At 65.2% G+C, this 14,558-nt stretch carries 14 protein-coding genes; 3 read left to right on the top strand and 11 right to left on the bottom strand.

The window, feature by feature from the left end; translation table 11 throughout:
* Nucleotides 1-23: 23 nt before the first annotated feature.
* The gene (locus L0962_RS10825; protein ID WP_234086443.1) at nucleotides 24-818 is read left to right on the top strand and encodes a 4-hydroxy-tetrahydrodipicolinate reductase; all 795 of its coding nucleotides are present in this window, start codon (nucleotides 24-26) and stop codon (nucleotides 816-818) included.
* Here the strand turns inward: L0962_RS10825 and L0962_RS10820 are convergent.
* Nucleotides 766-2,154 (bottom strand): FAD-binding oxidoreductase, encoded by a 1,389-nt coding sequence (locus tag L0962_RS10820; RefSeq protein ID WP_234086442.1) that lies wholly within the window; start codon nucleotides 2,152-2,154, stop codon nucleotides 766-768. The two genes, L0962_RS10825 and L0962_RS10820, sit on opposite strands and share 53 nt — an antisense overlap.
* Nucleotides 2,155-2,274: 120 nt before the next feature.
* On the opposite strand from L0962_RS10820, the gene L0962_RS10815 reads away from it, so the two are divergent.
* On the top strand, nucleotides 2,275-2,622 hold the full coding sequence (locus tag L0962_RS10815; protein WP_234086441.1) for a DUF3024 domain-containing protein: 348 nt from the start codon (nucleotides 2,275-2,277) through the stop codon (nucleotides 2,620-2,622).
* Here the strand turns inward: L0962_RS10815 and rimO are convergent, their stop codons facing one another.
* The 10 genes from rimO to rsxA all read right to left on the bottom strand — a co-directional run bounded on the left by rimO (nucleotide 2,623) and on the right by rsxA (nucleotide 12,760).
* Nucleotides 2,623-3,945, bottom strand: a complete 1,323-nt coding sequence (gene rimO / locus L0962_RS10810; RefSeq protein ID WP_234086440.1) for a 30S ribosomal protein S12 methylthiotransferase RimO — start codon at nucleotides 3,943-3,945, stop codon at nucleotides 2,623-2,625.
* A 96-nt stretch (nucleotides 3,946-4,041) separates the two neighbouring features.
* On the bottom strand, nucleotides 4,042-5,901 hold the full coding sequence (locus L0962_RS10805) for a potassium transporter Kup (RefSeq protein ID WP_234086923.1): 1,860 nt from the start codon (nucleotides 5,899-5,901) through the stop codon (nucleotides 4,042-4,044).
* Between the two features lie 130 nt (nucleotides 5,902-6,031).
* Nucleotides 6,032-7,357 (bottom strand): putative Na+/H+ antiporter, encoded by a 1,326-nt coding sequence (locus tag L0962_RS10800; protein WP_234086439.1) that lies wholly within the window; start codon nucleotides 7,355-7,357, stop codon nucleotides 6,032-6,034.
* Nucleotides 7,358-7,420: 63 nt separating this feature from the next.
* Nucleotides 7,421-7,690, bottom strand: coding sequence for an RnfH family protein (locus tag L0962_RS10795; protein ID WP_234086438.1), 270 nt, complete (start codon nucleotides 7,688-7,690; stop codon nucleotides 7,421-7,423).
* A 13-nt stretch (nucleotides 7,691-7,703) separates the two neighbouring features.
* Nucleotides 7,704-8,381, bottom strand: a complete 678-nt coding sequence (locus tag L0962_RS10790) for an electron transport complex subunit E (protein ID WP_234086437.1) — start codon at nucleotides 8,379-8,381, stop codon at nucleotides 7,704-7,706.
* Between the two features lie 2 nt (nucleotides 8,382-8,383).
* Nucleotides 8,384-8,998, bottom strand: a complete 615-nt coding sequence (rsxG, locus tag L0962_RS10785; protein WP_234086436.1) for an electron transport complex subunit RsxG — start codon at nucleotides 8,996-8,998, stop codon at nucleotides 8,384-8,386.
* Entirely contained in the window at nucleotides 8,998-10,083 is a 1,086-nt protein-coding gene (locus L0962_RS10780) for an RnfABCDGE type electron transport complex subunit D (RefSeq protein ID WP_234086435.1), read from the bottom strand. Before L0962_RS10780 ends, rsxG begins: the two co-directional genes overlap by 1 nt.
* A complete protein-coding gene (gene rsxC, locus L0962_RS10775) occupies nucleotides 10,080-11,624 on the bottom strand; it encodes an electron transport complex subunit RsxC (RefSeq protein WP_234086434.1) in 1,545 nt (514 codons plus the stop codon). Before rsxC ends, L0962_RS10780 begins: the two co-directional genes overlap by 4 nt.
* 19 nt (nucleotides 11,625-11,643) lie before the next feature.
* Complete coding sequence (locus L0962_RS10770; RefSeq protein WP_234086433.1) at nucleotides 11,644-12,171, bottom strand: RnfABCDGE type electron transport complex subunit B; 528 nt, start codon at nucleotides 12,169-12,171, stop codon at nucleotides 11,644-11,646.
* Nucleotides 12,172-12,181: 10 nt separating this feature from the next.
* The gene (gene rsxA, locus L0962_RS10765) at nucleotides 12,182-12,760 is read right to left on the bottom strand and encodes an electron transport complex subunit RsxA (protein WP_234086432.1); all 579 of its coding nucleotides are present in this window, start codon (nucleotides 12,758-12,760) and stop codon (nucleotides 12,182-12,184) included.
* A 263-nt stretch (nucleotides 12,761-13,023) separates the two neighbouring features.
* Between rsxA and nifL the strand changes: the two genes are divergently transcribed.
* Nucleotides 13,024-14,556, top strand: coding sequence for a nitrogen fixation negative regulator NifL (nifL, locus tag L0962_RS10760; RefSeq protein ID WP_234086431.1), 1,533 nt, complete (start codon nucleotides 13,024-13,026; stop codon nucleotides 14,554-14,556).
* The last annotated feature ends 2 nt before the right edge of the window (nucleotides 14,557-14,558 follow it).

Raw genomic sequence — 14,558 nt, 5'->3', positions numbered from 1 at the left:
GAACCAGGGAAAGGAGAGGAAAAATGCTCAGACTTGGACTCATCGGTTACGGCAAGGCGGGACAAGCGGTTGCCGGCGTCCTGCGCGACGATCCGCGCTTCGACCTGCGCTGGGTCGCGCGGCGTTCCGCCGCCGACGACATCGACCTGCCGACGGTCGAACTCGACGCGGCCACCTTCGGCCACTGGCTGGATCGCCATCCGGTGGACGGCATCGTCGACTTTTCCGGCGCCGATTCGGTGCTGGCCTATGGCGAAGCGATCCGCCGGCGAGGCATCTGCCTGGTCACGGCAATCTCCAGCTACCCGGCAGCGACGCTGGACTACCTGCATTCGCTCGGCCGCGACATCGCGGTGATGGCATCGCCCAACATCACGCTGGGCATCAATTTCCTGATGCTGGCGTCGCGCATGCTGCGCCGCATCGCCCCGTTCGCCGACATCGAGATCGTCGAGCAGCATTTCCGCGAGAAACCCGAGATTTCGGGGACGGCCCGCAAGCTGGCGGAAACGCTGGATGTTCGCGACGAGCACATCACGTCGCTGCGCCTCGGCGGCATCGTCGGCCATCACGAAGTGATCTTCGGCTTTCCGCACCAGACCGTGCGGCTGATCCACAATTCGATCCGCCGCGAAGCCTTCGGCACCGGCGCGGCCTTCGCCATCGACCAGCTGTCGCGGCTCGGGCCGGGCTTCTACAGTTTCGACCAGTTGCTGCTGCAGTTGATCAGCGACGAACTGCAGCACGAGATCGAACTGGGCACGATCAAACCAGCTTTCCCGGATTCATCAGGCCGGCGGGATCGACTGCCTGCTTGATGCTGCGCATCAGCGCCATCTCGACCGGCGACTTGTAGCGCAGGATTTCTTCGCGCTTCAGCTGTCCCAGCCCGTGCTCGGCGGAAATCGAGCCGTTCAGCGCGTGGACCGCGTCATGCACGATGCGGTTCACCGCCGGCTGGGCGGCGATGAATTCGGCGTTTTCGCCGGCGTCAGGCTGCGACAGGTTGTAGTGCAGGTTGCCGTCGCCGACGTGGCCGAAAGCGACGACGCGGATGCCGGGGAAAGCGGCATGCAAGGCATCGTCGGCGATGCGCAGGAAGTCGGCAAGGCGCGACACCGGCACGGCGATGTCGTGCTTGATGCTGATCCCCTCGCGTTTCTGCGCTTCGGAAATATTTTCGCGCAACGCCCACAGGGCCTGCGCCTGCGCAGCCGACTGCGCCAGCGCACCGTCGGCGATCTCGCCGGCCGCCAGACGCTCGGCCAGCCAGGCCTCGACGGCAGCCGGCTCGCTGTCGGAAAACTCGGCCAGCACGTACCACGGGCTCACCGCCCCCGGCCGCCGACTGGCCGGAATGTGCCGCAGAACCAGGCCGAGGGCGATGTCGGAGAGCAGTTCGAAGGCGGTCAATTGCGCATCGAAGACGTTTTTTGCCTGGTTGAGCAGGTCGACCGCAGCCGCCGGCGAGGCGACGGCCAGCCAGGCGGTGCTTTGCCGCGTCGGCAACGGAAAGAGTTTGAGCACGGCGGCGCTGATGATGCCCAGCGTCCCTTCGGCGCCGATGAACAACTGCTTCAGGTCGTAGCCGGTATTGTCCTTGCGCAGCCCGCGCATGCCGTCCCAGATCTCGCCGCCGGGCAGCACCACTTCCAGGCCCAGCGTCAGCTCGCGGGCATTGCCGTAGCGCAGCACCTGGACGCCGCCGGCATTGGTCGACAGGTTGCCGCCGATCTGGCAACTGCCTTCGGAGGCGAGCGCCAGCGGAAACAGCCGTCCGGCGGCGCGCGCCGCGGCCTGGACCTCGGCCAGCGTGCAGCCGGCCTGGACGGAAATCGTGTTGTTCTGCGCGTCGACCGCAAGAATGCGGTTCATCCGGCGCAACGAGACGACGACGGTGCGGCCGTCGGCCGCCGGCGTCGCCGCGCCACACAGGCTGGTATTGCCGCCCTGCGGCACGATCGCCACGCCGGCGGCGACGCAGGCGCGGACGACGGCCGCCACCTCCATCGCATCGGCCGGCCGGACCACGCACAACGCGTTGCCGGTGTAGCGGCCACGCCAGTCGGTCAGGCTGGGCGCCATGTCGCCGGCCTCGGTCAGCACCTGGGCTTCGCCGAGCGCGCTGCGCAAACTGTCGATCAGGGCCTGCATGGCCGGCAACCTCCTTGATGTCTTCGCCAGGCGCATTGTCGGCAGCCGACGGCGCAGCGTCAAACGCTTTCCCGATGCGCACCCCGCAGGCTATGATTCGGGCATAGCCGCCGACCTGTCATGCCACTTCCCATCCTGATCCAGCACCTTGCCCGCAATCGCCTGGGCGCCTATTGCGAACGCCGCGTGCCGCCGGAGCGGCAGGCCGAACTGCGCCTCGAACTGCGGTTCGAGGACGACGCCGTGGTCCTGGTCGAGTCGCGTCCCTCGCCTCGCCGGGTCGGCGACTGGGCGCATCTGGACATCGCCCGTTTCCGCTACAACAAGGGATCCGGCAGCTGGATGCTCGATGCACCGAGCTTTACAGGTCAACTCGCCTGGCGCCCCTATTCACCGAAACCGCAGCGCGAACTGGAACGGCTGATCGCGCTGCTCGACGAGGACGCCAACGGCACCTTCTGGTCCTGATCAGGCGATCCTGGCGTAGAGATCGTGGTGGTCGGCATCGATCACCCGGACCTTGAGGAAATCGCCCGGCTGCGCATCGAAATGGCCGTCGAGATAGACCAGACCGTCGATTTCCGGCGCATCGGCCTTGGAACGGGCGATCGTGCCCTCGTCGTCGACTTCGTCGACCAGCACGTCGATCACCGTGTCGATCTTCGCCGCCAGCTTGTCGGCGGAAATGTCTTCCTGCACCTGCATCAGCCAGCGGCGACGGTCTTCGCGCACGTCTTCCGGCAGCAGCAGGCCCAGATCGTTGGCCGCCGCGCCTTCGACCGGCGAATAGGCAAAGGCGCCGACGCGGTCGAGCTGGGCGTCTTCGAGGAACTGGATCAGCTGATCGAAATCCTCGTCGGTCTCGCCCGGGAAGCCGGTGATGAAGGTCGAGCGGATGACGATTTCCGGGCAGATCTCGCGCCACTTGCGGATGCGCTCCAGCGTGTTCTCGGCCGAGGCCGGACGCTTCATCGCCTTGAGGATCTTCGGGCTGGCGTGCTGGAACGGCACATCGAGGTAAGGCAGGATTTTGCCTTCGGCCATCAGCGGAATCACGTCGTCTACCGACGGATACGGATAGACGTAATGCAGGCGCACCCAGATGCCGAACGAGGCCAACGCCTCGCACAGTTCGCGCAGCCGGGTCTTGACCGGCTTGCCGCCCCAGAAGCCGGTGCGGTACTTGAGATCGACGCCGTAGGCCGAGGTGTCCTGCGAGATGATCAGCAGTTCCTTGACGCCGGCCCGCGCCAGGTTTTCGGCTTCGGCCAGGACGTCGCCGACCGGCCGCGACACCAGCGGGCCGCGCAGCGACGGGATGATGCAGAAGGTGCAGCTGTGGTTGCAGCCTTCGGAAATCTTCAGATAGGCGAAATGCTCCGGCGTCAGGCGCACACCCTGCGGCGGCACCAGATCGGTGTAGGGGTCGTGCAGCTTGGGCAGGTGGGCATGGACGTGCGCCATCACCTCGTCGGCCGCATGCGGACCGGTCACCGCCAGCACCGACGGATGGGTAACCTGGACGATGTCGCCCTTGGCACCGAGGCAACCGGTGACGATGACCTTGCCGTTCTCGCTCAAGGCCTCGCCGATCGCATCGAGCGATTCCTCGACCGCGGCGTCGATGAAACCGCAGGTGTTGACGATGACCAGATCGGCATCGTCATAGTTGGGCGACAACTGGTAGCCTTCGGCGCGCAGCTTGGTCAGGATATGTTCGGTATCGGTCGATGCCTTGGGGCAGCCGAGCGAGACGATGCCGATGGTCGGCGCCTTGACTTCGAGATTCATGCTTGAAAACCTGAGAAAAAACCGGGTTGACCGTAAGCAACGGCGGAAATGGCAAAAGCGGCGCGCATTTTACGGGTTTTCGGCGCCGGCACCGTCTCAGATGACCAGTTGCGTGCCAAGTTCCACCACCCGGTTGCTGGGAATCTTGAAAAAGTCGCTGGCCGTCGTCGCATTCTTGCTCATCAGCGAGAACAGGCGGGCGCGCAGCATCGTCATCTTGCGGGTCAGCGCCGGCACGATGGTTTCGCGCGACAGGTAGAAAGTCGTCTCCATCATGTCGAAACGTTCGCCGTGGTGCTTGCACAGTTCGAGCGCACCGGGGATGTCCGGGCTTTCCATGAAGCCGTAACGGACGACGATGCGCATGAAACCCTTGCCCATGCGGTGCAGGTAGATGCGGTCGAGGTCGTTGACGTGCGGCGTGTCGGCCGTCTGCACCGTCGCCAGCACGACCCGCTCGTGCAGGATCTGGTTGTGCTTGAGATTGTGCAGCAATGCCGGCGGCACGCCTTCCTTGGAACTGGTCATGAACACCGCGGTGCCCTGCACGCGATGCACGTCGTCGATGGCCAGCAGGAAATCGTCCATCGGAATGCTCTGCTTGCGCATTTCCTGCGCCACCAGTTGTCGACCGCGCCGCCAGGTGGTCAGCACGGTGAACGACACGACGCCCATCACGATGGGGAACCAGCCACCGTCCGGAATCTTGATCGCGTTGGCGGCAAAGAAGGCGATGTCGACGCTGATGAAGGCCAGCGCGACCAGACCGACCACCAGCCAGTGCCAGCGCCACATCAGGACCATCACGAAAGCCAGCAGGATGGTGTCGATCAGCATCGTGCCGGTCACCGCGATGCCGTAGGCGGCGGCCAGGTTGGACGAGGACTTGAAACCGACCACCAGCGTGACGACGGCGAAATACAAGGTCCAGTTGGTCAGCGGCACATAAATCTGCCCCTGCTCGTGGCCGGAGGTATGGATGATCTGCATGCGTGGCAGCAGGCCCATCTGCACCGCCTGGCGGGCCACCGAGAAGGCGCCGGAAATCACCGCCTGCGATGCGATCACGGTGGCCAGCGTGGCCAGGCAGAGCATCGGGATCAAGGCCCAGTCGGGCGCCAGGTGGAAAAAGGGATTGACCACCGCTTCCGGCTCGGCGAGCAGCATCGCCCCCTGACCGAAATAATTGAGCACCAGCGCCGGCATGACGAAACCGAACCAGGCCAGCCGGATCGGAAAGCGGCCGAAATGGCCCATGTCGGTATACAGCGCCTCGCCGCCGGTCACCGCCAGCACCACCGAACCGAGCGCGAAAAACGCCATCAGACTGTGGTCGACCGCAAAATGCACGGCATAGACCGGATTCAGCGCGAACAGCACCGACGGATTGTCGACAATGTGCAGGATGCCGAGCAGGCCGAGCACGGCGAACCAGCAGGTCATGACCGGCCCGAAGAAAATGCCGACCGTCCCGGTCCCGCGCCGCTGGATGAAGAACAGCACGGTCAGGATGGCCACCGTGATCGGAATCACGTAAGCCTTGAGCGCCGGCGTCACCAGTTCGATCCCTTCGACCGCCGACATCACCGAAATCGCCGGCGTGATCATGCTGTCGCCGTAGAACAGGGCGGCGGCGAAGATGCCGAGCAGCGTCACCGCCCAGGCGATGCGCGGGTTCCTGGCGCGCTCGGTGACCAGCGCCAGCAAGGCCAGCGAACCGCCCTCGCCGCGATTGTCGGCCCGCATGATGATCAGCACGTACTTGAGCGACACCAGCATGACGATGGACCAGAAGATCATCGACAGGATGCCGAGGATGTTTTCCGGCGTCACCGGCATCGGGTGGTGGCCGGCGAAGATTTCCTTCAGCGCGTAGAGCGGACTGGTGCCGATGTCGCCGAACACGACGCCGATCGCGGCCAGAGTGACCGCGGACAAGGATCGACTGTGCTGCATGATGCTGCTACCCCCAGGCAGGTTGAAAGCTGCCATCCGTTATCGTTCGAATGCGCCGATTATCCGCTCAAGCCCATGCGGAACGGCGGCGAATTCTATCCGAAGCGAACCCGGTCGTGCGGGTGTACGATCAGAGCAACATGAAGGCGCAAACGGCCAGCAGCGTCGGCGGCGTCGCCGCCAGGAAAAGCCCCAGCGGGCTGACCGCCTCGTCCTTGAAACACGGCTTCAGGATGGTCATGCCGGCCGGGTTCGGCGCGTTGGCGATCACCGTCAGACCGCCGCCGGTCACCGCACCGGCCACCACCGCGTACTTGAAGTCGTCGCCGACCCCTTGCACCAGCGACGCCAGATAGGTCAGCGCGGCGTTGTCGGTGATGGCCGTCAGGCCAGTGGCGATGAAGTACAGCGCGGTCGGCTGGACGCCGGTCAGCGCGTGCTGCAGCCACCATTGCTGCAGGCCGCCCAGCGCCACCAGACCGGCCAGGAAGAAGGCGACCATCAGGCCTTCGCGCAGGATCAGACGATCCTGGAATGCCTTGTAGGCCTCGGTGTAGCCCAGAAAGAACAGGAACAGCGCCATGAAGACCACCGGATGGTGGGCAAAGACGACGACCAGCGCGAGGAAGGCGACATGGATGGCGCTGACCGACAGCGGCACCGGCTCGCCGATACGGGTCGAGGCGACGCCCTTGCTGGCAATCTCCTGGCGGAACAGCCAGGTCACCGCCAGCGTGCCGACGGCGGCGGCGGTTGCCGCCTTCCAGCCAAAATGCGAGAGCATGAACCAGGAATCCCACTGCCACTTGCTCGCCACCATCAGCACCGGCGGTGCGGCGAAGTTGGTCAGCGTGCCGCCGATCGAGACATTGACGAACAGCAAGCCGATCGTCGCGTACTTCAGGCGCTCGGACAGGTCGTACTGGAAGAAGCGCTCGCGCAGCAACAGCGCCGCCAGCGTCATCGCCGCCGGCTCGGTGATGAACGAACCGAGCAGCGGTACGCCGGCCAGCGCCAGGAAATAGACCGACAGGCCGCGATTGACCGGAATCAGCTTCGACAGCCCGCCGACCAGCATGATGACGCCGTTCAGGATCGGCCGGCTGGCGGCGATCACCATGATCGCGAACACGAACATCGGCTCGGTGAAATTCAGGCTTTCCAGATAGTCGACCGCAGCCTCGCTGCCGAACTGCCAGACCATGAAGACAATCAGCACGAAGGCCCAGAACCCGAACACTGCCTCGACTTCACCAAGCAGATGCCACAACCCGGCATGCTTGGGCTGGATGTGCGCGAGATGGGCGAACAGTTTGGTCGAGAAGGTATGCAGGATGGCGATCACGAAGATCGCCGTGGCGACGAACTGCAAGGTCTGTCCGCCGGGCGCGGCGCCGGCCGTATCGGCCAGGGCGGGCAACGGGGCAAGCAGCAGCGCCGGCAACAGGTTGTACATGCTGTATTCCTTGGTTTTCGTTGTCATTTTGAACGACCGGCGACCAGTCGCGGATCCGTTCTGTCAATCGCCCTCGGTGTCGCGGCGCGGCACGGTTTCCGGGTCGGCAATGATGCCACGATAGATTTCGATGCGATCGCCCGGCTTGAGGGCTGCATCCAGTTTGACCAGCTTGCCGAACACGCCGACCTTCTGCGCGGCGAGATCGATATGGGGAAACTGGCCGAGGATGCCGGAACGTTCGATCGCCTGCTGCACGGTCGACTCGTCGGGCACCTCGATATTCATCCAGATCTGGTTACCGGGTTCGGAATAGGCGACACCAATCTGCATCTTGCTTTCTCCTTCAGGCGACAGCCGGCGTGCTGTCTTCGGGCGCCGCGGCGGCGCGGGCTTCCAGACGGCGGTCCAGGATGCGCTTGCCGGCCAGCAGGAAACCGAGCACGGCGAAGGCGCCCGGCGGCAGGATCATCAGCAGCGCACCGCCGTAATGCGGCACCTGGACTTCAAGGAAGGAAAAGGCCGGACCGAGTAGTTGCGACGCCTGGGCGAACAAGGTACCGGCACCGAGGAACTCGCGGATCAGGCCGATCACCACCAAGGCCCCGGTAAACCCGAGCCCCATCGCCAGACCATCGACGGCGCTGACCCAGACCCCGTTCTTGACGGCATACGCCTCGGCACGCCCGAGAATCGCGCAATTGACCACGATCAGCGCGATGAACAGGCCGAGCACCTTGTACAGATCGTGCAACCAGGCATTGATCGCCATGTCGACGACGGTCACCAGCGTGGCGATCAGGACAACGAACACGGGAATCCGGACCTGATCGCTGACCGTCTTGCGGATCAGCGACACCAGCACGTTGGAGACGACCAGCACGGCCGTGGTCGCCAGCCCCATGCCGAGGCCGTTGGTGCCGCTGGTGGTCACCGCCATCGTCGGACACAGCGCCAGCATCTGCGCGAAGACCACGTTCTGGTCCCACAGACCTTCCTTGAAGAGTTTTCCGGTTTCGCTCATCTTCAGGCTCCCTGGCCGGTGATTTCCTGTTTGCGGGTAGCGAAGAACTGCAGCCCGCCCTTGACCGCCCTGACCACCGCCCGTGGCGTGATCGTCGCCCCGGCGAACTGGTCGAAGACCCCGTTGTCCTTCTTAACCGCCCACTTGTCGGCCGCCGGTTCGCCCAGCGACTTGCCTGCGAAGGCGTGCACCCAGTCGCTCTTCTTCGCTTCGATCTTGTCGCCCAGGCCCGGCGTTTCGCTGTGCTTGAGCACGCGCACGCCGAGAATCTTGCCGGCGGGGTCGACCGCCATCAGCACCTGGATTTCCCCCGAATAACCGCGCTCGGCAACCTTGAACAACACCGCCTTCAGGTCGCTGCCGTGGCGGGCACGGTAGATGGTCACGGTTTTTCCGTCGCGATCGACGTCGACCGTATCGTTCAGGAAATCGTTGTCGGCCAGCCCGGCGGGCAGCACGTCGGCCAGCGAGTCGCGCAGGTCCTTGGCTTCGGCGGCAACGATGGCCGGTCCGGCGGCATTCGAAACCACCGCCAGCGCGCCGCTGGCGAGCAGACCGAAGATGCCGAGCAGCAGCGGCTGATAGCCCAGTTTGTCGCGAATGGCATCAAGGTTCATCAGGCATTCTCCGGGATGTCGAGCGGCCGGCCCTTGCGGTCGCGGCCCAGGATGCGCGGCTTGACGAAGCGGTCGATGACCGGCGTCAGCGCATTCATCAGCAGGATCGCGAAGGCCATGCCTTCGGGATAGGCGCCGACCGTGCGGATGATCCAGGTCAGCAGGCCGACGCCCAGGCCGAAGATCAGCTGGCCGAGCGAGGTATTGGGCGATGTCACGTAGTCGGTGGCGATGAAGAAGGCGCCGAGCATCAACGCCCCCGACATCAGATGCGATTCGGCGGACAGGAAGCGGCCGGGATCGACGGCATGGCCGATCAGCGCCGGAATCGCCACGCCGAGCAGCACGCCGAGCGGCGCATGCCAGGTGATGATGCGGGAAACCAGCAGGAAAATGCCGCCGGCCAGGATCAGCAACGAGGCCGATTCGCCGAAGCTGCCCGGCCGCATGCCCAGCCACGACAGCAGCGACCCGCTGTCGGCCAGCGCGTGGCCGAGATCGACGCCGCGCGACAGTTCGGTCTTGGCATGACCGAGCAGCGTAGCGCTGGTCATCGCATCGGGCACCGGCTGGCTGGTCAGGAAGATGTGCATGCTGGCGACGAAATCCGGCGCCGGCGCGCCGTTCATCGGCAACGGCAGCACCCACAGCGTCAGCGGCAGCGGAAAGGAGACGAGCAGTGCGACGCGGGCGACCATCGCCGGGTTGAAGACGTTCTGGCCGACGCCGCCGAACACCTGCTTGCCGATCACGATGGCGATGAAGGCGCCGACCACGGCCACCCACCACGGCGCCCAAGGCGGCAGGGTCATCGCCAGCAGCCAGCCGGTCAGCGCCGCCGAGCCGTCGAGCAGCCCCTGGCGGATTCTTCCACCACCGGCAAATTTCAGCGAAAGGGCCTCGAAACCGATACACGAACCGACCGTCAGCAGCCACATGAAGAAGGATGGCCAGCCGTACAGCCAGAAGCCGTAAAGCGTTGCCGGCAGCAGCGCCAGCTGGACACGGAACATCGTGCGGCCGACCGAATTGCCGCCATGCGCATGCGGCGAAGCGACCGGCTGACCAAGGTGATGGGTGCTCATGCGTTTTCTCCCTGAATGGCCGGGTCGACCGCAAGCGCCTTGGCAGCCGCTTCGGCCGCGGCCTTGGCGGCGGCTGCAGCTTCCCGCTCGGCCTTGCGGCGGGCCGCAGCTTCGGCTTTCTCGCGTGCTTCGCGTTCGAGACGTTCCTGGCGTTGCTGGGCCAGTTTCTTGGTTGCGTCGTTGCGCAGCTTGGCGCGATCCTGTGCCGCCAGTTCGCCCTTGGCATGGACGAAGTACTGGACCAGCGGAATCTTCGACGGACAGACATAAGCGCAGCAGCCGCAGGCGATGCAGTCCTTCAGACCGATGTCGATCGCCTCGGCGTAGGCTTCGTTGCGGATGCGGGCGCTCATTTCGAGCGGCAGCAGGCCGACCGGACAGGCCTTGACGCAGGACGAGCAGCGGATGCACGGATCCGGCTCGCGCTCCGCCACTTCGCCCGCATCGAGTGCCAGGATGCCGCTGCTGCCCTTGACCACCGGCACGCGCCAATGCGGAATCTGCATGCCCATCATCGGCCCGCCCATGATCCGCCGGGCCAGTCCCAGGCCGTCGCCCTTCAGGCCACCGGCAAAGGCCAGCACCTCCTCGGCCAGGGTGCCGATGCGCACCTCGATGTTGCCCGGATTTGCCGCACAGTTGCCGTTGACCGTAAGCAACCGCGAAATCAGCGGTTTGCCCTCGCGCACCGCGGCGCGAACGGCCAGCGCGGTACCGACGTTATGGACGATCACGCCGATATCGGCCGGCCGGCCGTCGGCCGGCACTTCGGTGCCGGTCAACACCTGGATCAGCTGTTTTTCCGAGCCCATCGGATAGCGGGCCGGCACCGGCCGAACCTCGACCTCCGGGAACGCGGCGGCGGCCGTGCGCATCGCGGCGACGGCTTCCGGTTTGTTGTCCTCGATGCCGACCAGCGCCACGCGGGCACCGGTGGCATGCAGCATGATGCGGATACCGTCGACGATGCCCTCGGCGCGGTCGCGCATCAGCCGGTCGTCGCAGGACAGATAGGGTTCGCATTCGCCGCCGTTCATCACCAGCGTCGTCACCTTGGCCCGCGAAGCGCCGATCAGCTTGACCGCCGACGGAAAGGCGGCGCCGCCCATGCCGACTACGCCGGCGGCGGCGACCCGCTTGCCGATTTCACCGGGCGCCAGGGCAAAGGGATCGTCGCAGCCCTGCAATTCGCACCATTCGTCGGCGCCGTCGGCTTCGAGGATGATCGCCGGCAGCGTCAGCCCGGACGGGTGCGGCGCGGTGATTTCGGTCACCGCGGCGATGGTTCCCGAGGTCGGCGCGTGAATCGGGGCCGATACCGCCCCCTGCGCCTCGGCCAGCAATTCGCCCTTCTTCACTTTCTGGCCGACCAGCACGACCGCGCGTGCCGCGCCGCCAAGGTGCTGCTGTAGCGGCAGATAGAGCTTTTCCGGTACCGGCATCACGCGCACCGCCTGATCGGCGGCCGGGCGCTTGTGGTCGTCCGGATGCACCCCCCAGTCGTCGCCGGTCAGGTGCTTGAGGAAATTCATGAATCCCATGTCGATCTCGTTCCTGTGATCAGGCGGTGGCCGGGCGCGGCATGACCCAGTGCTGCAGGGTGACCGGTACCGGCTTCATGCTCAGGGCTTCGGTCGGGCATTTTTCGATGCACGACGAACAACCGGTACAGGCCTCGCGGAAAACGTTGTGGATCTGCTTGGCGGCGCCGATGATCGCGTCGGTCGGGCAGACCTTGCTGCAGCGGCAGCAGCCGATGCACAGTTCTTCGGCGACCATGGCGATCTTCGGGCCGTCGTCGGCCATCGCCGACAGATCGACGGTGATGCCGAGCCGGGCGGCGATCGCCGTCGCCAGCGCCTTGCCGCCCGGCGGACAGCAGGTCACCGGTGCGCTGCCGTCGACGATCGCCGACGCGGCACCGCTGCACCCGGGGAAACCGCACTGCCCGCAGTTCGAGCCCGGCATCATGGCGGTCAATTCCTCGACCACCGGATTTCCCTCGACTTTGAGGAACTTGTTGGCGACGCCGAGCAGGACGCCCAGCGCGGCGCCGAGCACGGTCATGCTGAGGATGGCTGCGATCATCTCGACCTCCTTAGACGTTCATGCCCGAGAAGCCCATGAACGCCAGGGCCAGCAGGCTGATGGTGATGAAAGCGACGGGCGCACCGGCGAAAGCTGCCGGCACCCGGGCCAGTGCGATACGTTCGCGCAGGCCGGCGAAGATCAGCAGGACCAGCGTGAAGCCGAGCGCCGAACCGAACCCGTAGAGCAGGCTCTTGAACAGGCTGAACTGCTGTTGCACGTTAAGCAGCGCGACGCCGAGCACGGCACAGTTGGTGGTGATCAGCGGCAGGTAGATGCCGAGCGACTGATACAGGCCCGGACTGGTCTTCTTGACGAACATCTCGGTGAACTGAACCACCGAGGCGATGACCAGGATGAAGGCCAGGATGCGCAGGTAGCCGAGCCCCAGCGGCTGCAGCAACCAGTTGTCGAGCATCCACGAGGCGGCGCTGGCCAGCACCAGCACGAAGGTCGTCGCCAGCCCCATCCCGAACGCGCTATCCACGCTCTTGGACACGCCCATCGTCGGGCACAGCCCGAGAAACTTGATCAGGACGACGTTGTTGACCAGTGCGGTCGACAGCAACAGAAGAAGGATTTCGCTCATGTCAGTGACGGCAAGTTTTACTGGACCGGTTACTGCATAAGGCGTGCCAAGGTCCGGAAAGACCGTGGAAAGCCATTCCGATGCATCCCGCCGAAAAAACGCACGAAATCGGTGCGTTTTTTCGAACACAAATGTCGCAAAGCCGACAGCCATTTCGTCGCATTTGCTCCCAAGCCTTGCTGCACAAGCCTTTCGCTTCGTCGTTCCGGGGCGCGGCACGGATTCTGCTAACAAACTTACGACGCCATTTCGAGGAAAGAGCCATGTCGGCCCCCCAGCGTAATCAGTCCGCGCCCCCGAGCATCACCGAACCCGCCCTTCCCCCGGAAGCCTATCGCCAGGCCGTCGGGCAGGCCGATCTGGCGATCTCGATCACCGACCCCAAGGCCAACATCCTCTACGCCAACGAAAGCTTCACCCGGGTCACCGGTTATGCACCGGATGAAATCGTCGGCAAGAACGAATCGCTGCTGTCCAACCACACCACGCCGCCGGAAATCTACCAGGCGATGTGGGCCGAACTGTCGGCCCAGCGGCCGTGGTCGGGCAAGCTGCTCAACCGCCGCAAGGACGGTTCGCTGTACCTGGCCGAATTATCGATCTCGCCGGTCGTCGACCGCAGCGGCCAGACCACGCACTTCCTCGGCATGCACCGCGACGTCACCGCGCTGCACCAGCTCGAACGCATGGTGCGCAATCAGAAGCACCTGATCGAATCGGTCGTCGATGCGGCACCGATCGCCTTCGCGCTGCTCGATCCGGGCGGCCGGGTGATCCTCGACAACCAGGAATACAAGAAGCTGCTGACCGACCTGCGCCTGGCCGAACCGGCGCACACGCTACTCGACGGCCTGCAGCCCGGCTGGCGCGAACTGCTGGCCACGACGCCGGGCAAATGCGCCTTCGCCAACCGCGAAATGCGCATCGACCGCCCCGGCTCCCGACCGCGCTGGCTGTCGGTGACCGCCTCGGCCATCGACCTGCAGAGCGACTGCATCGACAGCTATTTCTGCGCTGCCGGCCAGCCCGGTCTGCTGCTCGTGCTGTCCGACGTGACCAGCCTGCGCGAGGAGCAGGAGCGCTCACGCGCCGCCGCACTGCAGGCCGTGCTGGCCGAGGAAGAGCGCACCGCGGCGATCCGCGAAGGCCTGTCGGCCGCGCTGTTCCGGCTTGAGGAACCGATGAACGTGATGAGTTCGGCGATCCTCGTGCTGCAGCGCCGCGATCCGGCCAGTGCCAACGTGCTGCAGGACGCACTGCAGGCCAGCCGCGAACACATGGAAACGCTGCGCCAGGTGATCCCGCAAAGCCCGCAGGAAATCGTCGTCCCGGTCAATCTCAACGAAATCCTGCGCGACGTGCTCGAAATCTGCACGCCGCGCCTGCTGTCGGCCGGCATCACCGTCGACTGGCAGCCGGCGGCGACGCTACCGCCGCTGGCCGGCCGGCCGCTGCAGTTGCGCATGCTGTTCAAGGCGCTGGTCGATAACGCCATCGAGGCGATGAACGTCAAGGGCTGGCGGCACCGCGAAATCGTGCTGTCTTCCGCGGTCGACGAGGATCGCATCGTGATTTCGGTGATCGACAGCGGTCCCGGGATTCCGCCCGAATGGCGGGTCAAGGTGTTCGAACCCTTCTTCACTGCCAAGAACGGCAGCGGCAAACACATCGGCACCGGCCTGTCGCGCGCCCAGCAGGTCGTCGCCGATCACGGCGGCATCATCGACCTGATCGACAGTCCGAGCGGCGGTTGCGCGGCAATTGTCGAATTCCGCGTCGACGGCGACCCGATCTGAGA

Origin of the sequence: Azonexus sp. R2A61, from assembly GCF_021401135.1 — a bacterium.
Classification (GTDB): Bacteria; Pseudomonadota; Gammaproteobacteria; order Burkholderiales; family Rhodocyclaceae; genus Azonexus.
Note: the sequence above shows the minus strand (reverse complement) of the source record. Positions and strands in the feature narration are given on the sequence as shown.